Origin of the sequence: Dyadobacter pollutisoli (assembly GCF_026625565.1) — a bacterium.
Taxonomy (GTDB): domain Bacteria; phylum Bacteroidota; class Bacteroidia; order Cytophagales; family Spirosomataceae; genus Dyadobacter; species Dyadobacter pollutisoli.
This window is the reverse complement of the sequence record NZ_CP112998.1, coordinates 2,121,452-2,144,556: the sequence shown is the minus strand read 5'-3', so window position 1 is coordinate 2,144,556 and position 23,105 is coordinate 2,121,452. Positions and strand designations below refer to the sequence as shown.

The following is a 23,105-nucleotide window of genomic DNA, read 5'->3' as shown; positions in this document are numbered from 1 at the left end:
CTTCAAATGGTCAGGTACTAAACAGTTTTTCATTGGAATGAAGGTTTACAAATTTTACTTGTTTCTGATTTTTAGCTTCCTCGCAACTGTGCCACTCTACGCGGCGACGGTCAGAGGCAAATTGCTGGAAGCAGCAAGCGGCGAGCCTGCGTTGGGTGTGGCGATCATGATAGAAGGCACCAGTTTTCATGATGTTTCTGGCCTGGACGGCACATTTGCCATTCATAATCTTCAAAAAGGCAGCTACCAGCTCATTATCCGCCATATTTCCTACACAACCATACGGAAAGATATTACCATTACCGACAATGAGACCGTAGAGCTGGACTTGAAACTGGACCCGGCGGCAGAGCTGCAATTGGATGAGGTAGCGGTTGTTGGTAAAAAAGATGCATCCTCGGATCAAACGGCGAGGTCGCTGGAACGCAATGCGAGCCAGGTTATGAATATCGTTTCCGGCAAAACCATCCAGATTTCGCCAGACCTCACTGTTGCCAATGTTATTCAAAGGATTTCGGGGGTTACCATTGAAAGAAACAGCAACGGCGACGGCCAGTATGCGATTTTAAGAGGAATGGACAAACGCTACAATTACACGCTGGTTAACGGTGTTAAAATCCCGAGCCCTGATAACAAATACCGCTACGTGCCCCTGGACATATTTCCGTCGGATTTGCTGGACCGGCTGGAAGTATACAAAACACTGACTCCCGCCATGGAAGGCGACGCGATCGGTGGCGCGGTGAACATGGTGATGAAGGACGCACCGGACCGTTTTACATTCTCGGCCAATGTTTCGTCGGGATACAATGAGCTGTTTCTGCAACGGGATTTCATGTCATTTGACCATAAAAACATTCAGTTTAAATCTCCCTACGAACAAAAAGGTAACCAATACAGCGCAACGCCATCGGATTTTTCCAAAGCCGCCATTGATTACAAATCTAAATCTCCTCTGCCCAATTTGCTGGGTAGCCTTGCGGTTGGAAACCGGTTTCTGGATCAAAAACTAGGGGTATTGCTCTCAGGCAGCTATCAGAATACATACCGCGGCAGCAACAGCCTTTTCTTTGATTCCGAAACTGTGGATACCCTGAGCGGCGAAACACTGACGAAGATGAGCGAAAGGAAGTATTCGGAGCAACAGACACGTTTTGGGCTGCATTCCAAGCTGGATTACCGGATTAATGACCGACATAAAATACAGTTTTACAATGCATTCATGAGCCTTACCAATGTGCAGGTCAGGGACGTTAAATCCACGCAGCTGACTATCGGCGGATATGATCCGGTATTGGGCAATGCAACATTGGGCTACTCTACGCGGTCGAGGCTGACGAAGCAGCAGATTTACAATAGTACATTACAGGGCAGGCACCAGCTCACCAAAAAGCTCGCTTTGCAGTGGTCAGCGGTATATTCCAAGGCTACCAATCAAGTTCCTGATAATGTGACTGTTCCACTGCTTGGGATACGTGAGCATTTCGTCGAAAAGCGTACTACCGTGGGTGATGCCTCCCGCCGCTGGGAGCACAATTCGGACCGTGATTTGTCGGGCTATATCAATCTTTCTTACGCAATGCCTATGGGTCCAATGCAGGTCGAATGGAGTGCTGGCGGGTTGTACAGGGACAAATCAAGGACTAATTTTTATAACAACTACCAGCTGAGACCTTCGAAACCACTGGCAGAATATGGCGTCGATTTCACCGACTACACGCAGATCGGCTGGACGATCCAGAACCCGAGAGGGTCGGTTGCTTCGGCGCTCAATTACAGTGCTACCGAGCGCATCACGTCGGGTTTTGCCCAGTTCAAGGCGGAGTCGGCCACATTGGAAATATTAGGCGGCGTACGTGCTGAGGCTACTGACCAGGGGTATGCAATGCGTTTCCCGATCGGAGAAGACCGGCCAGTGGGCAACCAGACTTATACCGACATTCTCCCAAGCATTCAGTTTAAATACAAAACACATGAGAATACCAATCTCCGGGCATCGTATTTCAGGTCGCTCAACCGGCCGGGATTCTTTGAAATAGTGCCTTATCGTATTGTTCAGGAGGAATATCAGGAGCGCGGCAATCCGGATCTCAAAAGAGCACTGGCCGATAACATCGATTTTCGCTACGAGCTTTTCCCTAAACCGGCGGAGCAGTTAATGGTAGGCGTTTTTTACAAACACATTAAAAACCCGATCGAATACACACTGCAAAAGGACGCGATCCGTGGTCAGGACATTTACTATTCACCGGGGAATTTTGGGAATGCCACCAACTATGGTTTAGAGGTTGATTATATCAAATACTTCAAAACGATCGGTGTGAAAGCCAACTATACTTACACCCATTCGAGGATCATCACACCCAAATCGAAACGCATTCGCAATGCCAGCGGCGACCTTGAGACGATTAGCGTCAACCAGTCGCGGCCGCTGTACGGACAATCAGCCCACGTCGCCAACCTTTCATTACTCTACAAAAATGCCAAACAGGGCCTCGACGGGCAATTGGCTGCATCCTATACCGGCGACCGGATCAACACTGTTTCCCAGTTCCTGAACAATGATCAATGGCAAAAAGGATTCGTGCAGCTGGATGCATCTCTTGAAAAGACATTCCAAAACGGCCTGGGCATTTTCGTGAAAGCAGCGAACCTGCTCAACACGCCCATGGAAGTGTACATGAAGGGTGCAAGCCCGGTCAACGAAGGTATCCCCAACCAAACCCGCCAGAACAGGACTTTAATGAGGCGTGACTATTACCAGCGTTCGTACCTGCTTGGCGTGCGATACAAACTTTAAAACAAATCCATCAAAATTTTTTACAAAATGAACAATCTGAAAATGAAAAATCTACTTGCATTCGCATCCCTGGCCCTTTTTGCACTGGCTGGCTGCAGTGATGACAAAACTGAGCCTACGCCGGAAGTAAAACCGGTGGTTGAAGAAGCTGTTTCCGGTGAAGTATCCGGTACCTGGACCAAAGGTGGAACATACAAAATCACCGGCCACATTCAGATCCCGGCAGGCAAATCACTGACTATTGAAGAAGGTGTTACCGTGCTTTTCAGCGATTCGGTAGTGAAGCCGGAAGTGGTGGTACAAGGAAATCTTTACAGCCTGGGCACTGCTGATGCGCCTGTAAAATTCACCGTGCCTGATGCATGGAAAACCACTGCCAATCAGTTTGGTAACCTTTGGGGGGGACTGATCGCCGGACCAAAATCCGCTGAATTTGTGCTTAAAAATACAATTTTAGAGTACGGCGGCGCGGTAACTACCGAAGAGTCTCCATCTGTAAAAGCGGGACTTTACAAGCAGTTGGCTGGTGAACACGTACCAGTTATTTATTTCCCTAATATCGACGGTAAACTGGTTGTGGTAAATAGTACTATCCGTAATTTCAATGAAGATGGTTTCTACATTGAAGGCGGAAAGGTCATTATTGCGAACAATTATTTTTACACTACGGGTGTATCTGGCGGCGACGCGATCAACATCAAGTCGGGTGTGCAGGCTGATGTGGCTTTCAACGTCATTTACAGCCCTAATACCAATGCATTGAAGCTTTCCAACTCAGGTGACCGTACTCCACAGGCTTACATTGTAGGCTATAACAATACCATTATCAACGCCGGATGGAGAAGGCCTACAACCAAAGGCGGATCGATATGGTTGGAAAAATCGGTACGTGCCGACCTGTACAACAACCTGTTAGCCAATGACCGTTTTGGGATCAAAAGGGACAAAGGAGCTGCCGAAGACAATCGCTCGGTGATCAGCAACACGGTTTACTACGGTCACGACCAGTTGACTACTGACCAGTTCCAGCCTTCTGCTGAGATCATTAAAGGTGCAAATGACCTGTTGTCAACCAAAGCCGGTGACAATGATCCAAAATTCGTGAACTATCCCCTATCGACCGCTACTACCAATGCTGCATTCGATACCAAGTGGGACTTTCATTTGCAGGCTGGCTCGCCCGCGCTTGGAAAAGGCAAAACTGACTTCACACGCCTTTATGCTAATGGAATTGTGGTCAATGGAGTGACTTACACCTCTCCCGCGCCACAAAGTTTCGCCGGTGCACTAGGCACTAAATAAAGTCCGCCATTATAAAGATTTGATTTTCGACGTGAGACAAACCATTCCATTATTGCTGCTAAGCATTGCCCTGTTTTCCTGCAATGACAAAAAGCAGCTCCATGCTAACCAAACCGATGCTGATACCACAGCATCGGTGGTTAAACCACTTTACATTACCGACACCGTCGCACATGATACCGACGATCCGGCCATTTGGATCAATCCCGTCGATGCCGCCGCAAGCCTAATCATAGGAACCGACAAGGATCAGGATGGTGGCCTGTATGTATTTGACCTGAAAGGCAAGACACTGAAAGACAAAACCATAAGAGGCCTGCAACGCCCCGACAATGTGGACATTGAATATGGCCTATCGCTGGGTGGCAGGCCCACAGACATTGCGGTGACGACCGAGCGCTTTACCCACAAGCTGCGGATTTACGCTCTGCCCGACATGAAACCGGTCGATGGCGGCGGAATTGAAGTTTTTACAGGGCAAACCGGTGCCAGCGAGCGTGACCTGATGGGTATTGCCCTTTATAAAAATCCGGCTGGAAAGATCTATGCGATTGTGGGACGCAAATCCGGCCCCACCGATGGCACTTACTTATGGCAGTACCTGCTTTCTGACAATGGAAAAGGACAGGTGAAGGCTGATCTGGTGCGGAAATTCGGAGCGTACAGCGGTTTGAAAGAGATCGAAGCCATTGCCGTGGACGACCAGCTGGGCTATGTATATTATTCCGACGAAGGTAAAGGTGTGCGGAAATACTATGCTAATCCTGAAAAAGGCAACAAGGAACTCGCACTCTTCGCAACCACCGGTTTTACTGAAGATCATGAGGGCATATCGATCTACCAAAGCTCTGATTCAACGGGTTACCTGCTGGTTTCAGATCAGGGTGCTAACAGTTTTCAGCTTTTCCCACGTGAGGGTAGCGCGGGCAACCCGCATGAACATGCATTGATCAAAAAAGTAAAAGTATCGGCCACGCATAGCGACGGCTCCGACATGGTGTCAGTACCGCTCAATGACGATTTCAGAAAAGGTCTGTTTGTAGCCATGAGCGATAACAAAACATTCCATTTGTATCGCTGGGAGGACATTATCGCAGACCCAAAACTGCCTTAAATTTCAATGACAAACCGGTCGGCCAAAACTGCCGTCATACCAGGTTCAGGCTTCTTTTCGTGCGGAATGGTGTAGAACTCGCCGGTCAGGCTCAGCTTACCATCCTTTTTTTCGAGAATGATCTTTAAAAACCCGTGTTTATCGTCGCAGAAATATTCGAGGTCAACATTTTCAAACAATGCATTATTAGGGTCAAAACGTCTGTCGTCCGTCGTCGCAACGGGGTGTAGCTCATCATAGCCGCCACTTCCTGCCACGATGTATGACAGCGTTTTTCCATCTTCATAATGCTTGGTAAAACGCTGATAATTATGAACATGCCCGCTAAAAACTGCGTCGGGACGAATGCCTGTCTCTTCAAAAACTCCTTCTAAAAACGTGATCATCGGGATGCTGGCCCCGTGATTGATATCCGCCGAATAAGGTGCGTGGTGCTGGCAAACAATGATCGCTTTGTCGGGCCTTTCCAGCTGCGCCCTGCGCAATTCTTCAATCAGCCAGCTGCGCTCCTCATCCGTCACTACCCCGAATTTGGTGACATTACTATACAAGCCAATGATGTTGGCAAGCGGTGTAACCAATGTCCAGAAGATATTCGGCTGCACCATGCTCAGCCGCTCCGCACCTCCGCTGAATGATACTGTCCTGCGTTCCGTATCGCAAAAAACACGCGTAAATGCATCCAGGCTCTTGTAAGGTCTTCGGCTGTCGGGATTTACGTCGCTGTCGTGATTGCCGGGAATGGCGAAAATGGGCGCCGGGTATTTTTCAAAAGGTTTAAAAAACTGTCTTTCGTACTCGTGCGCTTCGCCGTGGTTGTAAACAATGTCGCCCAAATGGTAGAGAAACTGCAAATCGTCTTTTTCGGCATACTGCTCAACAAGCTCTGTCACAACGAGTTTCAGAAAATCCACGTGCCTGATGCTGCCCGTGTCGCCCATCATATGAAAAGCCATTCGCTGCTGATCCGGCAGCGGTTTGATGCTTTCCAGATCTAAGTGATAAGGGTACTTTCCTGTCGGCTTGGGAAGTGGCTGAAATTTATTTGAATCGTCGGGCTGGTGTTTCTTGAATACCGGTTTTTTGAATTTTGGAGCAGTTTCGTAACGGAACATTATGGGCACTTTTGGTAATTAACTTTCTGTCATATCAGGCAGGTTTTGCCTCATTTTTCCAAAATTAAGCAAGTTGTGTTTAGAAATTATAAACTTAACGTTACCATCTCCAATTTACGTTAAATCAAAGGTCGGGGCATTGGTGGCCGTACGTACCTATTTCTCCCCATAGATAACCAGTGCGCTGGAATCAATCTGTACATTTCCATCAGGAAATTTCTGGTTGACCAAATCGAAGACTTCTGATTTTATCTTCGCATAGCCCGCCTCGTCCGCCTTGTCCAGCGCAGCCACAACCGGTGCCGCTACTTCTGTCATTGCATTCCAGTAAGTATCGACAGTTTTGCAATCCAACGTACCGGCAACTTCCTTCACCGAGATATTTTTGAGCCCGGCTTGTTCAAATATTTCTGCTATCAGGCCTTCCTTGGCGCACCTGAACATGCCCGGCGCTCCCGGCTGCGGAGCTGGCAATTCCATATTACGGCTGATCGCTCCCATGATCGCCGTAACCCAGAAATTCTTGTCCGGCACATTCCATACCGCTGTGGCAACCCTTCCGCCGGGCTTCAATACCCTGGCTATTTCCTTGGCAGCCAGCAGCATATCGGGGAAAAACATAAAACCAAAACGACAGCTGACCGCGTCGAACGAATTATCAGTAAACGGTAGTTCGCAAACGTCACACGCCACAAATTCGACATTATCGATGCCTTTGCGCTCTTTGTTCTCCCTGGCGACCACCAGCATTTCTTCTGCGAGATCGGTAATGACAACTTTACCTTTTTTCACTTTGGAAGCAATGGTCAGGCCGGGCTCGCCGGTACCTGCCGCAATGTCCAGCACCACATCCGTGTCCCTGAGATGAAGCGAATCAATGATCTCCTGCCCATTGGGGTTCAGAAAATCCATAAAAAGGTCGTCCCATTTCTTCCAGCCGGGCGAGAATTTGTTCCACGATTGTTTTTGCTGATCTCTGATCTGTTCGAGTGCTTGTTCCATTTGTTTTGAATTGATTTAATTGTGGACATTTATTTAACTTTTAATTGATTAAAAACCTCATTACCAAACCTTTCCACAATTTCGACGAGTGCTTCAATGTCCTCTTCGCTCGTACGATAGTTGACAATACATACTCTCAGGCAATACTTCCCATCAATGACCGCATTGGACACAAACGCCTCACCGCCGGTCTGGATACGGTTTACCAGTTCTTCATTCAGCTTATTTAGTCTGCCCAGGTCATTTTTGTCAAAATCGCGGGGTACATAACGGAATGTCGTAATACTGAGGTGATTGGAAACTGCTTCCATGTCGGGATGCGCGTGGGTCAGATCATAGAGTTTTTTTGCAAGCTGTATATCTTCGCGGAGCATCCCGATGTATCCATTCTTGCCTACCTGCCTGAGCGTAACCCACACTTTCAGCGCACGGAAACCACGTGAATTCTGCATTCCCTCCTCGTGAAAATTGGTCGCCGGGTCCTCATCGCTGCCATCAAAATTGTAATATTCAGGCCGGAAACTGAATGCTTCGGCAAGCGCCTTCGGATTTCGTACCAGAATGCAACCGGCCTCTAATGGGCTGTAAAGCCATTTGTGAGGATCCAGCGCAACTGAATCCGCCAGTTCCAGGCCGTCAAACAATGCAGTTACTTCCGGCACTATCACGGCTGGTGCACCATAGGCGCCGTCGATATGAAACCATAGCTCATGCTTTTTACAAACCGCAGCAATTTCGCTAAGCCGGTCCACCGACCCGGTACTAACCGAGCCAGCCGTGCCTACCACTACAAAAGGTAAATGCCCTTGATTTAGATCCTCAATGATCTGATTTTCCAGCAGTTGTGTCTGCATTTGCTGGTCTCCATTCATTCCGATCCACCGAATACTATCGGTCCCGAAACCGAGCAGATCGGCCGCTTTGTGAATCCAGGTGTGTGTGCCTACGGAGCAGTAAATAAGCATTTTACGGGAGTTCAAACCCGTCTTACGAATGTCCCAGGGCGCTTTTGCCTTTCGCGCCGCAAGTAACCCGGTAATGTTGGCCATATTTCCCCCACTCACAAACAGCCCGCCACAGTCATTCGGAAAACCAATAAATTCCGCAATCCATCTCACAGTCTGCTTTTCTATTTCGGTCGCAACCGGCGAGAGCGGGTAAGCGCCCACGTTGGCATTCACAGAAGCCGCAAGCAGGTCCGCAAGGATACCCGCCGGGGCCGCCGAGGAAGTAATGTATCCCCAAAACCGCGGGTGACCATTATGCAAAGAATGCTGAAACAACAGTTCGGAAACATTCATATAGATGTTTTCAAGCGGTGTGGCATCAACCGGGAGCGGCTCATTCCCCAGCAGTGCCCTGATTTCCCTCGGTTGCTCGCCTTTGGTCACAGGTTGTTCGGGTAACGATTCCAGGAATGCGGCGATCCGATCGATCAGCATATGGCCGTTTTTACGAAACTGCTCGGCATCTATATGAATGGGTGCGCTTCTTTTCATTATTTACTCTATCTGAGAATTTATTGAAATTTTCTATGACAAAAATACTCAAAGCCAGCGTGTCAAACTTGTATTCCGGATACATTTTCAGGTAATTATCAAAACAGATTATTGATTTTTTATTTAGCTAACAATCTGGTAACATGAGAATCACATCTTTGCAGCATGATCAAAACATTTGGCATCATCCTGCTCGCGCTATTCACCTGGGTTCTCTGGTTAATGGTCTCCCAATTCCTCCTCTGCGCCCGTTTTCAGTTCAACGATCCGATCCCTTTTGAAGGCCCGGCCATTTACAATCCATATGATTCCGTGAATGCCAGTGATTGGGCCAAGTGCAATTTTCATGCGCATTCCAAGGCCTGGGAGGGTGTTACCAATGGGCACGGAACTGCGCAAGATGTCCATGACGCTTACAAGTCGCTCAACTATGGTTTTCATTGCGTCTCCAATTACCATCACATCGACACTACGCACGCATCCGAGCCGGGCTACATTCCGGCTTACGAGCACGGCTACAACATTCGGAAAACACATCAGCTGGTACTGGGAGGACACAATGTGCAGTGGCTGGACTACCTGTTTTACCAAACTGTCCACAACAAGCAGCATGTGCTTGGCAACCTCGCGGAAGACGGTTCGGTCATTATCCTCAACCATCCTGCATTAAAAAACGGCTACACCACCCAGGATCTGGCTTTGATCGGCGGTTACGATTGTATGGAAGTTTTGAACCCGTCGGTGATCTCAACACCGGAGTGGGATGCAGCGCTTTCTGCTGGTAAAAAAGTTTTCATCGTGGGTGACGACGACATTCACGATGTCATTGCCAAAAAGCGCCTGGGCGAGATGTGTACCTTCGTGAATGTGCGCAAAAACTCGGGGTCCGAGGTTCTGAAAGCATTAAAAGCAGGAAGAAGTTATGGTGTGGTTATCGGTAAAGATCAGGCTCCTGATTCCCTTCCAAAACTTCGGCAGCTGGTGGTAAAAGAAGACTCCATCCGGATCGAAATGAGCCACCCCGCCGCCGAAGTGACCATTACCGGCCAAAATGGAAAGATACTGGCCACTTTCAAAAACACATCCCGTGTACAATACAAATTGCGCCGGAAAGATCATTACGCCCGCGCCACTTTTCAGTATCAGAATGGTACAGGCATTTACCTGAATCCTGTTTTTTTCACGCCGGAATCAGGATATCGCGCTCCTGTGATTTATGAAAATGTCAACGAAACCACCTTTTACCGTACATTAGGTGTCGTCATTCTATTTTTATGGTTACTGATCGCCTGGCGATTTCTGCCCGGTAGCAGAGGTCAGCGTTTTGGCAGAAGAAAGCTTTCATGGAGATAACGCGACTGATCATCATTGCAACGGTAATCCGCTGTATCATAGCCTACTATATCGATCTTGGAAACGACGAGGTGTATTATTTCAGCTACGCCGTCCAGCCCGATCTCAATCATTTTGACCATCCCCCACTGGTCGGATTATTCATCCGGTTGTTTACATTCAACCTGCAATGGGTGCATGAACTAGCCATGCGGCTACCCGGCATTGTTGGCGCAGCGATCAATACCTGGCTTATCGCACAATGTGGCCAGCTGATCCGAAGCCGAAAAACGGGCATTATGGCAGCGATACTTTACAATACCTCCGTTTACGCCAGCATTATTTCCGGTGTTTTTATCCTCCCCGACTCAGTACAGCTGGTATTTTGGCTGGCCGCAGTTTACACGATGTTGAAAAGCATTGAAACGCATTCGCCTCAGCATCGAAATCAGCTGCTGGTACTGACCGGGCTCTGGATTGGCCTGGCGATTATGAGTAAAGTTCACGGTGTTTTCCTTTGGTTTGGTTTGCTGGGATTCTTATTTTTTCACCGTCCCGGCTGGTTCAGGAACCCGTATTTGTACCTCTCCCTGTTTTTGACAGCCGTCATCATTTCCCCCATTCTTCTGTGGAATATCGATAACGATTTCATTACCTGGCAGTTTCACAGCGAACGGGTCACGGTAAACCAGCAAGGGATCAATTTTAAATCATTTTTAACCACCACCATCGGCCAAATACTTTACTGTAATCCGGTGCAGATTGCGATTTACGTTCCGGTATTCGCTGCGGTGTTTAAAGGTTACCGGTTTGTCGGTAAGCCATTTTTGCTGCTGCTACTCTGGTGCAGCTTCCCGATCATAGTATGTACCACTGCGGTTTCGCTTTTCCGCGATACGTTGCCGCATTGGAGCGGCCCCGGTTTCCTCGGCATCATGCTCATTTCTGCTGCCTATATGGACGAGCAAATGAGTCAGGGCATTTCGCGGTTTTACAAAATAACATTGAATGCATCCATTGGACTAATGCTTTTCGTATTCGTGGCAGGTCTGTCGTTGGTCAATTTCTACCCCGGCACATTAGGCAAAAAAAACTTTCCCGATACCGGAAAAGGCGATGCGACACTCGATATTTATGGCTGGGATGAGCTGCTTCCCGCGTTTAAGAAAATCCGCGAAGACGACATTGCACAGCAACGGATGTCGGCCAGCTCGCCTATGCTGGTACATCACTGGTTCCCGGGCTCGCACATGTATTATTACGTCGCGTACCCGTTGCATATGCCCGTGGTAGGCGTGGGTTCGCTTCTGAATCTGCATAAATTCCAATGGCTCAACACGCTTTCCGCGCCCATTATGCCCGGTAACAATGCCTACTATATTTCCCCATCCAACAACTTCACCGACCCGGCTGTCGAGTATCAAGATGCCTTTGAATCTTACGAGAAAGCAGCGACTATCACGCAAAAACGAAACGGCCAAATCGCCAGATACTGGTATGTATATCGTTTAAAACATGCCACGAAAATGCTGGGAGGCACTTTTCCGAAAACCGGTGAATGACGCTCAGACAGTGGCATACCGTTTTTTCAGCAAGTTCATCATGTGCACATTGATCTCCCACTGATCGGCCAGCGGCATCCGCGTGTACGGCATCACGGGCATGTAGGTCGCGGGGCCGAACTCTGTCGTGACCGTCAATTCGGTGCCTTTTTTCTGATGCTCAGCCACTACCACGTCCCACCATTTTAAATGCGTTTCCAGCGTTTCGTCCCATTCCGGCGCGCGGGGATCATTCACCTGCGGACCTTCGGGGTGCCCTACCCTGCTGTGCACATGATCAGTGTGAGTAATCGCCAGCGCCACTTCGTCGGGCAGGTCGGCCAGCAATGATTCGTGGACATTACACCAATGCGAAATGTCCAGCGTGATCCGCAGATCAGGAAGTCGCGTGAGGTAATCGTAGGTAACATTGGCTGCATAAAGGCTTTTGCCGCGATGCGTTTCGTGAATGATCCTGATCCCGGATTCGATGGAAAGTGCCGCTGCAAGGTCAAAAAGCCGTTTATTTTTCTCAAAACTGAAATAATCCTTACCAGTCTGGCAATTGATAAAAACCGGTTTGGCCGCGATCAGGTTTCGCAAATATTTTTCATAATTGGCAGCATGCTCGTCAATATCCTTCTCAAACGACTGCCAGTATTGCCCGATCAGTTCCAGCCCATGTTTGGCCAACGCTTCCAGTATCTGGTCTTTTTCTTTCTGTTCAAAAGGCAGGGCCATTTCCACGCCGTGGTATCCCGCCGCTTTTACATTCTGGCAAAAAGTGTCAAAAGGAAGTACATTGCCCCATTCCGGCGCATAAAATCTGATATTCATTGGTTCTTCCAAAATTATTTCCTGTGATCATTTACAGTAACTCAAAGCTGTTTCACAAAACAAATTACTGTTTTCAACGCTATTGGAGCTGCACCACATTGTCGGAACGCTCCTCATCCAGCTGATTTACAAATGGATCCAGTATAATCATTTTGGCATTTTTGTTGACTTCAATGGTCAATATGGTTTCATTTTTGGTAAAATGATGTTTCTGAAAATGAACCGGTTTAGTTGCCCGGTTCCATTGCGCTTCGCTTTGATCAAAAACGGCAACAGCAATATCATCATCAGGTTTTAAATGTTTTGGCAGCGCGTCGGTTTCGTCTGTTTTTTTAACATCAATTTTCAAAGTCAGACGAAGATTACCATTTGACGATGTTTGCGATTTCACCAATTTCACTTTGTTGTCGTAAGTGATCACTTTTTTCAAATAGTCATCAATGAGCCGGGCCTGAGCTGATGTTGTACTTCGCTTCAATTCTGCCATCAGGTCGTCAGGAGCCGCTTTTTTGTTTGGGTAACCATGTTTTTGAAGCAGCCGCTGCAAAGCTTCGCTGACATGCTTCTCGCCCAAGGCTTCCTGAATTGCATACAGCACAAGCCCTCCTTTTTGATAGTAAACGAAAGTTTGCTCACTACCCCGGTTCAGAGGCAATTCCTTTTCGCCAACCGCGCTGCGGATATTGAAATAAAGTGCGTTATCCGCTTCCAGATAGCTTTTCAGGTTCATTTTGCCAAATCGTTTTTCCGCCACCATAGCCTCCGTATACTTGGCCAGCGATTCTAAAAAAAGGCTTCCGCCCGTGTCCAGCGGGCTGAGCTGGTTCGCCCACCATTGATGCGCCACTTCATGGGCCGTGGTCGCATAAGTGAAATCAAATTTCGTGGCGTCGCGAAAATCGGTGGCAAAATTGAACCGTTCCTTGCTAAAAATGACTCCCGGATATGCCGTCGCCGAGCCTGGGTATTGCGGAATTTCGGCCAATGCAATGTGTCTGAATTGATAATCGCTGAACTGTGCCTTACCATAATCAATAGCGTCCTGCATTGCCAGCATCATCGCGGGCACATTGCTGGCATGCCCCGGCTGATAGTAAATCCTGAACTTAGTGCCGTTATGTGCCTCATTTTTAACGGCATACCGTGCCGAACTCAATGCAAACATGAAATGAATGGGCTGCTCCGACTTGTAACTGAAATATTTACGATCTCCGGTTATCCATTCCTTTTGCAAAGCCCCCACCGTCACCACATGCTGATCAGCTTCGGTTGATATAATGGTTTCAAAATCAATCAAATGACAGTCCGGGTCGGGTATCGCGCTTTCTACCGACGTTTTTAAACCTTTTTCTTTTCTCAAAACGGGATCACTGATTTCATAACCAGCCCGATAGCCAAAGTATGGGACGTATTTTTCCAATTCAATGTAAGTACCGTTGCTGACGACTGAATTTTCGCTATTAAAAGGGACAAAACCGGATCTTACGACTTCCATCGAAAAGTCCAATGTCATTTCCGCACCGGGTAACATTGGCTTTTTCAGTTGATACCAATATTGTTTAAATTCCTCATCAACCGATTGTTGCTGCGCATCATTTATTGAAATTTTGAGCGTATTCACCTCGGGATCAGCGCCTATCCAAAACTTATCAATGGGCACATTTGACTTATTTTGAAGCCGGTAACTGCCTTTCACAATGTATTTTGCCTCATCGGGATAGAGATCAACTGTTGTTTTCACCGCCGTGATAATGGGCTGCGGCAAATGTGCGTGTCGCTGATATTTCCGCTCGTATTCTGCCTGCAAGCCCAGGTCCTTCCGGTCGCGCATTACACTGACATTGTTGGTATTTTGCCAAATGTAAATCCCCGTCCCAGCCCAGAGCAGTGTGCTCGTTATCAACACCAACTTCGCGGTCACATTCCAGTTTTCACCCATCGCCCTGACCCTTTTCCACCATGCATCATAGCCGATATTTTTCCAGATTCCAGCACTCAAAAACCCTAATAGCACCGCCAGGAGCGACCAATAAAGCATGTACCAGTTAAATGCCTTTGCATAGTGCCCAAATCCATTCATATCGGAGTATTCGAGATTGGGTACTGTCGCATATCGCAACAAATAATGGCTGATACCCAGCTTCCGACCGAAAATCGTGATACCGATTGCCACCAAACTGAGCAGGATTCCGAGATATTTATTGGGCGTGACGGTTTGAATGAAAACAATCAACACCGCAAACAGCAACAATGGCAGTCCGCTGTAATAATAAAGTGAAATATAGGCGATCCAGTCGACAACAGGCTGATTTGAAACCAGTTGCAACGCGAGCCCAATGCTGATATTAACCGTAATCAGTATGCCGATCAATGCTGCGAGCGTAGTATATTTCGCGCTCCACAAGACCGCGTCAGGCACGGGAGTGCTGTATACAAGCATCTGCATGTTCGCCGCTTTTTCACGGTAGATCAGTTCCGAAGCGTAAAAGATCAGCAGCAGCAAGGCCGGTTTAATCGAAACCAGTTCTTCCACGATAATACCTGTCAGCGCATAAAAACGAACCCCATATGGCCCATAAAAGATATTCTCCTTTAATTCAACACCAAATAAAAACACCCAAAGCCCCAGTACCAGCAAAAAGAGGATATGTTGAAAAACGCCGGACATGTCCAGCCGCAGCTGCGACAAAAACACATTTTTGTAATACAAAAAACCTTTGGGCAGAACCGGAAAGGTTTGGTAAGGCAAAACAACCACATGGTCGGGAGCTTTACTTTTTGATTTAACAGGCTTGGGCAGGACCGGATGAAACGGAAAGAACATATAACTTAAAACCAGCAGCGCCACAGAAACCGCCACCCATACCCCCCGATTGGCAAGAAAAACCGCACCGGGCTGAAAAAGCTGATGGTTTCGCTGCAAAACTGACCACGATCTGGTCTCCCAGAAAAAGGAGGTCATCCCGAATGGATCGAGCAAGAGCGACAACAGATCGGGCCCGTCAGGGTCCATCACTGAGCTGGCCATCATGGGAGAATCCCCCAAAATTGATGCAACAAAATACAATATAAACAATGCCACACCGACGACGTACACCGCCCGCAAACTACCGGAAAGCAGCGCAATGCTGAACAATACGCTTGTACAAAACAGTACATTGGGCAGGCCAAACACTAAAACCGGCCACAGAAAATGCATTGGATCAAAAGCGCCAAGCCGGTCGGCACTCGCAAACATTGCGCCAGTAGAAGTGCCCAAAACAGCCAGGCAAAGGATCGCAAAAACGGTCGCAAACAAGCCTGTAAATCGGGAAACAAAATACGTAACACGCTGAATGCTAGTCGTAAAAAGCAATTCGTCGGTTTTGTAAGTAATATCCCTGAGCACCACATTACCACACAGCAAAGTGCAAACGAAAATCGAAAACAGGGACAAAAAACACACCGCGACGTTGATCACATACGGAGCGTTCTTGTGCACCTCACTTCCGCCAAAACTTCCCTGTACGATCACCATTCCCAACAAAAAGAACAGCAGCGCCGACACAATGGCCGTGACCTGTTTGGTATGGTACCTCAGTTCAAATTTCAAAATATTGCCTAACATGCCGACCGCTCCTTTCCGGATTTCGCACCCAATAATGCAGAGAAATAAACGTCTTCCAACCCGGGCTGGGAGACTTCAAAACCATCCCCCGGGCACGCATGTGAGAGCACGTGCGTCTGTATGCGCCCCGCGATCAGGCGCGCTGAAATCACGTTGAATGCGGAGCGAAGCTGTGGCAATTCGTCTTTCGAAACCGTTTTTTGCCAGATCTGCCCTTGCAAGGAATCCGTGAGCATAGCTGGCTTTCCCTGCAAAATGATGCTTCCATGTGCCATAACGGCCATTTCCGGGCAGAGGTCGTGGACATCCTCCACAATGTGCGTCGAAAGTATCACGACTACCTGCTCGCCAATTTCACTGAGCAGATCATGGAACCGGTTCCGTTCCAACGGATCCAGGCCGGCGGTGGGCTCATCGACAATAATGAGCTGCGGATTACCCAGCAAGGCCTGCGCCACACCAAACCGCTGCCGCATGCCACCGGAATAAGTACTGACGGCCTGCTTTCTGTACTCGTACAAATTCGTTTGCTGCAAGAGTGCCTGTACCTGTTCGCTGCGCTGCTTTTTATCAGCCAGCCCTTTCAGCACCGCAAAATGATCGAGCAAATCCTCCGCCGAAACTTTGGGATAAACTCCGAAATCCTGCGGCAAATATCCCAGCTGCCCCCGAAGCCAAGACTGATTCTGATGAATGTCTTTTCCGTCAAACAGGACCTGCCCTTCATCGGCATGTTGCAAAGTCGCGAGCGTCCGCATCAGCGAGGACTTACCAGCTCCATTCGGACCCAACAGCCCGAAAATACCATTGGGAATTTGCAGCGTTACTTGGCTCAGCGCCTTCACGCCGCCTCTGTAAGTTTTAGTGAGATTGTCTATTTTCAGCCGGTACATAAGCCTTTTTGATTGAATATGATGCAAATAAGGCGGCTGAAAATCAGCCCGGCAACATTAAATGAGCAAGGTCGCATCGTCCGTGACAAACAGCCAAAATTCGCTTGCACAGGTGCTTTTTAACCTACATCACGAAAAACCCGACGTTGGTCATTGATATTTGGGAGAATGCTTTTACCGCTGTTTATTTATATTTTACTTCATCTGTATGCATTGGTTTGAAAAGTTAATGAGGTTTGCCAAGTGGCGCGATTTCTGGCTGTTTGTCGGGATTTTGCAGTGGGTTGCCATTGGCTTTACGGGTCTTGAAGATTCGCAGTTCTGGCATCATTATGTCCAGTTCGGTTTGACGCTGTTCCTCTCGCAATTGCCTGTGCTGATCTTCGTATGGAACAAAGAAAAGTGGCTGCAACTGTGGCCATTGAAAAAGTACATCTACAGCTGGCTGGCCTGCTTCGCCATTTACCTGCCTTTTGTAATGTTGGTTGTCGCTACTTTTTGGGTTGAGGCCGGAACTACCATGCAGGAATTGTTGGTCGTAGGCAGCATTTGCACACTTTCGCTGGAATGCGTTTTGGTGATCAATACCTACTATTTCCGTCGCCTGAAACAGATCAAATGGGTACAGCGGCTGAGTCTGGAAAAGGCCATTCTGATCAGTATTGCCACTATTGCCCTCATTCTCGCTGCGATGGCCGTTTCCAGTTTGAACAACCCTGAGTATGATAAAAAAGATCAGCTGCTCATTGGGTATGAATTCGTACCATCGAAAATTGTGAGCCATTTTGGGCTGTTTTTAAGCTATGCCGCCCAATTACTGCTCATGTATCTCTGCGGGTATTTCTTTTTTTACGTCAATAGCAAAATCCTCGTTCCGCATATTTTAAGAACACAAGGAATCCTCATTTACGCGCTCAGCGGATTAACGGTTATAGCTGTTTTCTATCCATTCATGGGGCAAATGCTAAACATGTTGCCGCTGAGCCAGGACCTGGGCGGTGTTTTTTCAAACTATCCTTTTGTTTTGGAAAATGCCTTTGGACCCTTCATTATCCTCATTATCAGTCTGCCTGTTTTGCTGGCAGGACAATGGTTGAAACAAAACAACCTGATCGTTTCGCTCGAAAGGGAAAAGTCTCAAACCGAGCTGGATCTGCTCAAACAGCAGCTCAATCCGCACTTCTTTTTCAATACATTGAACAACCTTTATGCATTGAGTTTGCAAAAATCGGAGCAGACGCCGGAAAGCATTCTGCAACTTTCTGAGCTGATGCGGTATGTGATTTATAAAGCCAAAGAACCTTATGTGCGTGTAGGTGAAGAAGTGAAATACCTGGAAGATTACCTGCAATTACAACGCATCAGGCTCAGGAAAAAACTCGATCTGCAATTCACGAAAGACATTGCGGACGAGTCGGTCAAGATAGCGCCGCTACTGCTGATTGTTTTTATAGAAAATGCATTTAAACACGGAATAGAACCTGCTGAGAGCGATTCTTTTTTGCATATAAACATTCATGCAGACGCTCAGCGACTACATTTCACCTGCAAAAATTCGTTTGAACCAGCACCTAACTTGGCAAACGAAGGCATCGGCCTGGCTAACCTGCAAAAGCGGCTTGGTTTGCAATATCCGGGCAGGTACCGTGTCAATACTGTGAAGGATAATGGTATTTTTGAGGCTGAACTGGAATTGCAACTTTCATGAACATGCGCTGTTTAATCGTAGATGATGAGCCGCTCGCACACGATGTGATCCTGGCCTACATGGCCGACATTCCCTTTTTGAAAAACGCTGGCCAATGTTACCTGGCCACCGAAGCACTGGCGTTCCTGAGCGACAATTCCGTAGACCTCATTTTCCTCGACATTCGCATGCCCAAGCTCAGCGGGCTGGATTTTCTTCGCACCCTGCATCACCGGCCCCTCGTGATCATTACGTCTGCTTTTGAAGAACATGCATTGGAAAGCTTTGAGCTGGAAGTATGCGATTATCTGTTAAAACCCTTCCGCTTCGACCGGTTTTTGAAAGCGGCCAACCGCGCGCTGGCAGTGCATACATTACGCAAACAAACGTTACCTATCACAGCATTGCCTCAGCCATCGACACCTGTCACCGAACCGGCCCAGATCTACATTAAATCAGACAAAAAACTGGTACAGCTGCAACTGGATGAGGTTTATTACCTTGAAAGTCTGGGGAATTATGTGAAGGTATGGAGTGAGCAAAAATTCTGGCTGACGCCGAGGACATTGAGCAGTTTTGAAGAACAGCTACCTCCCGATTCATTCATCAGGATTCACAAATCGTACATGCTCAACAAGCGATTTGTACATTATATAGAAGGCAATATGGTGCGGCTCAGGAATGGAAAAGAGCTTCCCATGGGCAAAAATTATCGCCACACCGTGAAGCTCATTCAGGGTTAAATTTGAATTCAGGTCAATAATGTATGAATATTCATATCAATATTAGGGGCGGCAAAAGCAAGTCTCATCGGGACGTAACCTCGGTAGGAGGTAAATAAACATGCGAATAAAAATACCGTAGGTATGCAACGTTACGTACCTACGGCACTTGCGAGGTGCATGGAAACCCCAACACCACCGTACCGGTGGCTACCAAGATTACATCCCTGACGGGATTTTTTGACAAATCAACATTACCACCGCACCGCCTTAAATTTCCAACCCGGTACTTTTTTCTGCATTTCAATTTCATCATCGCGTTTTTTGAGGCCACAGTCCAGGTAATTCTGGTGCAATGCTTTCAACGCCTCTCTGTCCAGCTCCACGCCGAGTCCGGGGCCATCAGGTACCTCCACCGATCCTTCTTCAAATTTCATGCGACCACCGACAATGATCTCGTCCGACTGCCACGGATAATGCGTATCCAGTGCATAAGGAACCGCCGGCAATGCCGCCCCCAAATGCACCATAGCCGCCAGCGAAATGCCCAAATGACTATTTGAATGCATGGAAAGGCCTCTTCCAAACGTATCACAAATGCCTGACAATGTCATCGATGACCGTAATCCGCCCCAGAAATGGTGATCGCTCAGGATAATGTCCTCGGAACCCAGCTGAATGCTTCTTGGAATATCTTCAAATGACGTGGTACACATATTGGTAGCAAAAGGAATGTTCAATTCCTTGCGCACCTTGGCCATATTTTCCTGTCCGCGCACGGGATCTTCCAGATATTCAAGGATATGCTGCATTTCCTTGCCGTACTTAATGGCGGTTTCTACCTCCCAGATCGCATTCGGATCAACGCGCAAAGGAACATCCGTCCCGAAAGCTTCGTACAGGGCAAACATCGAATCCACCTCGACACGTGGTTCGAAAACCCCGCCTTTGAGCTTAATGGACTGAAAACCAAACTCTTTGCACATCGCATGTGCCTGTACTACTATGCCCGCCGGGTCTAGCGCGGCAGCCTGCCTCGCAGCGGCCCAACCGGTCGCCTCAGGATCGGTACCGAATTCAAATTTACCGCCTGCTCCTTCGTATTTATAAAAAAGATAGGCTGCAAACGGTACCCTGTCGCGCATTTTTCCACCCAAGAGATCCACTACCGGCCGGTTGGTAACTTTGCCGATAATATCCAGACAGGCGACTTCTATCGCGCTGAAAATGTGTACCAGTTTTCGCTGGTCCCAGGGTGCGTCGCCACGCTGGGCAGCCGTCTCCACTCCGAAATGATTGGTGAGCACCTGCCGGATTTCATTCAGTTGAAACACATCTCTCCCCACCAGCAGGTCGCGCGATAGTTCCAATGCTTCGTCAATGCTGCTGTTTCCGGGAATTTCGCTGATACCGGAAATACCATCGTCGGTAACCAGTTCCACCACCGTTCGCAATGCATAGGGCGCGTGCAGGCCGGCTGCATTCAACAAAGGAGGGTCAACAATGGCAATGGGGGTAATGTAAATGTCTTTGATCAGCGGACCGCGCATATGTTTTTTATTTTAATGACTGAAAATTTACGCTTTAACCTCGTCGGCAGCCGCCTGCAGCAAGCCTTTGATATAACCATAAGAAAATGAAAACGCCTGCGGCGTCGCAGCTTCGTCTTCATGATGCGGCACGTGATCGGGCATGACCATACCGTCAAAACCAACGTCGCGGAGCGCCCGCACCACCTGCAAGAAATTCATATCACCATTGTCGGGATACACTTCCTGAAAATTGTTCCACCCGCCTTTGATGTTGCGCAAATGAATATTAAAGATCTGTTTACGCTCTCCTACCCATTTAATGATTGGCAGAATTTCAGTTTTCGGATCTTTCAGGCCTTCCGCTATTGAGCCAATGCAAAAGTTGAAACCATGGTACTCACTTTTATAAAGTTGCGCAAAACGTTTGATCCCCTCAAAAACATCGGGACTATTCCACCTCGTGATACCGCGGTACCCAACAGGCGTCGGAGGATCGGCGATGTGGTTGGCGAGTTTCACTTTATATTCCTTGGCCACGGGCAGGCAGCGGTCGAGCAGGTAGGTAATGCGTTCGAACATCATATCGATCGAAACATCGCCAGCAATGGTTTTTGGGTCGTTTCTTTTAACAGCTTCTTCATAATTCCAGGTGCTGTACAACGCGTTACCACGTTTGGGGTCTTTGGTCCGGCCGGTGCGTAACACGGGCAAAATGGTTGTGTTGTAATTCAATAAATGGATGCCGCTCTTTCCCGCTACCTCAATCATTTGTTGCAACATCTCAATTTCCCGGTCGCGCTCGGGACTTTTGCCCAGCATCACATTGGGATATTCAGACTTATCAATGCCGGACGAAGCCAGCGGCCAGTGATACGCGTCCAGGCTAATGCCATATTTTTCGCAAGCTTCCTTTTTTCGCAAGGAATCTTCCAGGTCCCAGCCTTTGCCGGGGATAGTTTTAGGAGCGCCGCCGTCGAGGTTATATACACCATGCCTTGCCTTGAATTCCAGGTTTTCGATACTGGTACCGCCGGACTGGCAGCCTACTTTCATTAGTACTTTTTTGGGTTCGGCAGCTTTTGCCGCCTGAGCCTGCTCCTGTCCCAATGTGGCGGCTCCTACCGAACCGGCTGCTAGGACTTTTATAAAATTCTCTCTTTTCATTACCGTCTTTGTTAAAGGGTTTGACTGAAAAAATTCATTTTACTTTTCCTGATTTAATACCAGATATAATGCACTGTGATCCAGCTCCGCATTGCCTTGCTCAATGGCCGCATCCATTTGTGAAGCAGCGTGCGCGGTTCCGCCCAACGTTACGCCCAGTTCCTTTCCTGTTTCCAAAGCAATGTTCATGTCTTTCTTGTGAAGCCTGATCTTGAACCCGGGTTTGAAGTTTCCTTCGATCATTCGTTTGCCGTGCAGGTCGAGAATGCGGCTTTGGGCAAATCCTCCGAGTAGCACATCCCGCATTTTTTCGAGATTGACACCTGCTTTCCCTGCCAATGTAAATGCCTCCGCCACAGCCTGGATCGTCATTCCGACGATCATCTGGTTGCAGGCTTTGGTAGTTTGTCCCGCGCCAGGTTCTCCGATATGGACAATATTTTTACCCATCACCTGAAAAATCGGCAAAGCCCTGTCAAAAGCACTTTCAGTTCCACCAATCATAATCGACAGGGAAGCTGCCTCCGCTCCCACCTGCCCGCCCGAAACCGGAGCATCCAATGCCTCCACGCCCATTTCCTGAAATTTTTGATATAATTCCCTTGCAGTACCTGGCGCAATGGTAGACATATCGATGAAAAGCGAGCCGGATTTTATTCCTTCCAAAACTCCCCCTGTCCCGAACACCACTTCCTCTACCTGTGGTGAATCGGGTAGCATGGTAATGATGATGTCGCTCGCTGCCGCTAGTTCCCGATTGGTTTCAAAAGCCCGTGCGCCCGCGTCGGTGAGTTCTTTCGACGCCTTGCTTTTTTTTAAAACCGAAACCGTATAGCCCGCTTTTAACAGATTGAGGGCCATTGGCTTGCCCATGATACCTAAGCCAATAAATCCTATTTTTTTCATATAAATATTTTTTTTAATAGACTTGGTAAGTCTGCAAGACTTGCCAAGTCTC

Annotated in this window: 16 protein-coding genes; 7 read left to right on the top strand and 9 right to left on the bottom strand. The window is 48.0% G+C overall.

Annotation, left to right across the window (positions count from 1 at the left end):
• Window positions 1–37: 37 nt before the first annotated feature.
• The 3 genes from ON006_RS08800 to ON006_RS08790 are packed head-to-tail and all read left to right on the top strand — an operon-like array spanning window position 38 to window position 5,216.
• Window positions 38–2,800 (top strand): TonB-dependent receptor, encoded by a 2,763-nt coding sequence (locus ON006_RS08800; RefSeq protein ID WP_244818847.1) that lies wholly within the window; start codon window positions 38–40, stop codon window positions 2,798–2,800.
• A 42-nt stretch (window positions 2,801–2,842) separates the two neighbouring features.
• The gene (locus ON006_RS08795) at window positions 2,843–4,102 is read left to right on the top strand and encodes a right-handed parallel beta-helix repeat-containing protein (RefSeq protein ID WP_244818848.1); all 1,260 of its coding nucleotides are present in this window, start codon (window positions 2,843–2,845) and stop codon (window positions 4,100–4,102) included.
• Window positions 4,103–4,133: 31 nt separating this feature from the next.
• Window positions 4,134–5,216, top strand: coding sequence for a phytase (locus tag ON006_RS08790; RefSeq protein WP_374760186.1), 1,083 nt, complete (start codon window positions 4,134–4,136; stop codon window positions 5,214–5,216).
• Here the strand turns inward: ON006_RS08790 and ON006_RS08785 are convergent.
• From ON006_RS08785 to ON006_RS08775, 3 genes are all read right to left on the bottom strand, one after another.
• Complete coding sequence (locus ON006_RS08785; RefSeq protein WP_244818849.1) at window positions 5,213–6,331, bottom strand: metallophosphoesterase family protein; 1,119 nt, start codon at window positions 6,329–6,331, stop codon at window positions 5,213–5,215. The genes ON006_RS08790 and ON006_RS08785 overlap by 4 nt on opposite strands.
• A gap of 156 nt (window positions 6,332–6,487) precedes the next feature.
• A complete protein-coding gene (locus ON006_RS08780) occupies window positions 6,488–7,333 on the bottom strand; it encodes a class I SAM-dependent methyltransferase (protein ID WP_244818850.1) in 846 nt (281 codons plus the stop codon).
• 29 nt (window positions 7,334–7,362) lie between these two features.
• Window positions 7,363–8,832, bottom strand: coding sequence for a pyridoxal phosphate-dependent decarboxylase family protein (locus ON006_RS08775; protein WP_244818851.1), 1,470 nt, complete (start codon window positions 8,830–8,832; stop codon window positions 7,363–7,365).
• 165 nt (window positions 8,833–8,997) lie between these two features.
• Between ON006_RS08775 and ON006_RS08770 the strand changes: the two genes are divergently transcribed.
• On the top strand, window positions 8,998–10,185 hold the full coding sequence (locus ON006_RS08770; RefSeq protein ID WP_244818852.1) for a CehA/McbA family metallohydrolase domain-containing protein: 1,188 nt from the start codon (window positions 8,998–9,000) through the stop codon (window positions 10,183–10,185).
• Window positions 10,176–11,726 carry an ArnT family glycosyltransferase gene (locus tag ON006_RS08765; RefSeq protein ID WP_244818853.1) on the top strand — a complete coding sequence of 517 codons (1,551 nt, stop codon included), beginning with the start codon at window positions 10,176–10,178 and terminating at the stop codon, window positions 11,724–11,726. The genes ON006_RS08770 and ON006_RS08765 overlap by 10 nt, the downstream gene beginning before the upstream one ends.
• 3 nt (window positions 11,727–11,729) lie before the next feature.
• Here the strand turns inward: ON006_RS08765 and ON006_RS08760 are convergent, their stop codons facing one another.
• The 3 genes from ON006_RS08760 to ON006_RS08750 all read right to left on the bottom strand — a co-directional run bounded on the left by ON006_RS08760 (window position 11,730) and on the right by ON006_RS08750 (window position 17,042).
• Window positions 11,730–12,542 carry a sugar phosphate isomerase/epimerase family protein gene (locus ON006_RS08760; RefSeq protein WP_244818854.1) on the bottom strand — a complete coding sequence of 271 codons (813 nt, stop codon included), beginning with the start codon at window positions 12,540–12,542 and terminating at the stop codon, window positions 11,730–11,732.
• A gap of 79 nt (window positions 12,543–12,621) precedes the next feature.
• Window positions 12,622–16,149, bottom strand: a complete 3,528-nt coding sequence (locus ON006_RS08755; RefSeq protein ID WP_244818855.1) for an ABC transporter permease/M1 family aminopeptidase — start codon at window positions 16,147–16,149, stop codon at window positions 12,622–12,624.
• The gene (locus tag ON006_RS08750; RefSeq protein WP_244818856.1) at window positions 16,143–17,042 is read right to left on the bottom strand and encodes an ABC transporter ATP-binding protein; all 900 of its coding nucleotides are present in this window, start codon (window positions 17,040–17,042) and stop codon (window positions 16,143–16,145) included. Before ON006_RS08750 ends, ON006_RS08755 begins: the two co-directional genes overlap by 7 nt.
• A gap of 208 nt (window positions 17,043–17,250) precedes the next feature.
• Here ON006_RS08750 and ON006_RS08745 point away from each other — a divergent pair, with 208 nt between their 5' ends.
• Together ON006_RS08745 and ON006_RS08740 are read left to right on the top strand one after the other, a co-directional pair.
• A complete protein-coding gene (locus tag ON006_RS08745; RefSeq protein WP_267609972.1) occupies window positions 17,251–18,750 on the top strand; it encodes a sensor histidine kinase in 1,500 nt (499 codons plus the stop codon).
• A gap of 2 nt (window positions 18,751–18,752) precedes the next feature.
• Window positions 18,753–19,472: a LytR/AlgR family response regulator transcription factor gene (locus ON006_RS08740; RefSeq protein ID WP_244818858.1), complete on the top strand. Its 720-nt coding sequence runs from the start codon at window positions 18,753–18,755 to the stop codon at window positions 19,470–19,472.
• Window positions 19,473–19,705: 233 nt separating this feature from the next.
• Here ON006_RS08740 and ON006_RS08735 read toward each other — a convergent pair whose 3' ends face one another.
• From ON006_RS08735 to ON006_RS08725, 3 genes are read right to left on the bottom strand one after another with little or no spacing between them, the layout of a single operon-like run.
• Window positions 19,706–21,001 (bottom strand): enolase C-terminal domain-like protein, encoded by a 1,296-nt coding sequence (locus ON006_RS08735; RefSeq protein WP_244818859.1) that lies wholly within the window; start codon window positions 20,999–21,001, stop codon window positions 19,706–19,708.
• Window positions 21,002–21,028: 27 nt separating this feature from the next.
• On the bottom strand, window positions 21,029–22,147 hold the full coding sequence (locus tag ON006_RS08730; protein WP_244818860.1) for a mannonate dehydratase: 1,119 nt from the start codon (window positions 22,145–22,147) through the stop codon (window positions 21,029–21,031).
• Window positions 22,148–22,186: 39 nt separating this feature from the next.
• Complete coding sequence (locus tag ON006_RS08725) at window positions 22,187–23,071, bottom strand: 2-hydroxy-3-oxopropionate reductase (RefSeq protein ID WP_267610005.1); 885 nt, start codon at window positions 23,069–23,071, stop codon at window positions 22,187–22,189.
• Window positions 23,072–23,105: the final 34 nt, after the last annotated feature.

Coding starts and splice junctions, on each gene's coding strand:
- ON006_RS08800 (WP_244818847.1), top strand. CDS start 38: ATGAAGGTTTACAAATTTTACTTGTTTCTGATTTTTAGCTTCCTCGCA.
- ON006_RS08795 (WP_244818848.1), top strand. CDS start 2,843: ATGAAAAATCTACTTGCATTCGCATCCCTGGCCCTTTTTGCACTGGCT.
- ON006_RS08785 (WP_244818849.1), bottom strand. CDS start 6,331: ATGTTCCGTTACGAAACTGCTCCAAAATTCAAAAAACCGGTATTCAAG.
- ON006_RS08780 (WP_244818850.1), bottom strand. CDS start 7,333: ATGGAACAAGCACTCGAACAGATCAGAGATCAGCAAAAACAATCGTGG.
- ON006_RS08775 (WP_244818851.1), bottom strand. CDS start 8,832: ATGAAAAGAAGCGCACCCATTCATATAGATGCCGAGCAGTTTCGTAAA.
- ON006_RS08770 (WP_244818852.1), top strand. CDS start 8,998: ATGATCAAAACATTTGGCATCATCCTGCTCGCGCTATTCACCTGGGTT.
- ON006_RS08765 (WP_244818853.1), top strand. CDS start 10,176: ATGGAGATAACGCGACTGATCATCATTGCAACGGTAATCCGCTGTATC.
- ON006_RS08760 (WP_244818854.1), bottom strand. CDS start 12,542: ATGAATATCAGATTTTATGCGCCGGAATGGGGCAATGTACTTCCTTTT.
- ON006_RS08755 (WP_244818855.1), bottom strand. CDS start 16,149: ATGTTAGGCAATATTTTGAAATTTGAACTGAGGTACCATACCAAACAG.
- ON006_RS08750 (WP_244818856.1), bottom strand. CDS start 17,042: ATGTACCGGCTGAAAATAGACAATCTCACTAAAACTTACAGAGGCGGC.
- ON006_RS08745 (WP_267609972.1), top strand. CDS start 17,251: ATGCATTGGTTTGAAAAGTTAATGAGGTTTGCCAAGTGGCGCGATTTC.
- ON006_RS08740 (WP_244818858.1), top strand. CDS start 18,753: ATGCGCTGTTTAATCGTAGATGATGAGCCGCTCGCACACGATGTGATC.
- ON006_RS08735 (WP_244818859.1), bottom strand. CDS start 21,001: ATGCGCGGTCCGCTGATCAAAGACATTTACATTACCCCCATTGCCATT.
- ON006_RS08730 (WP_244818860.1), bottom strand. CDS start 22,147: ATGAAAAGAGAGAATTTTATAAAAGTCCTAGCAGCCGGTTCGGTAGGA.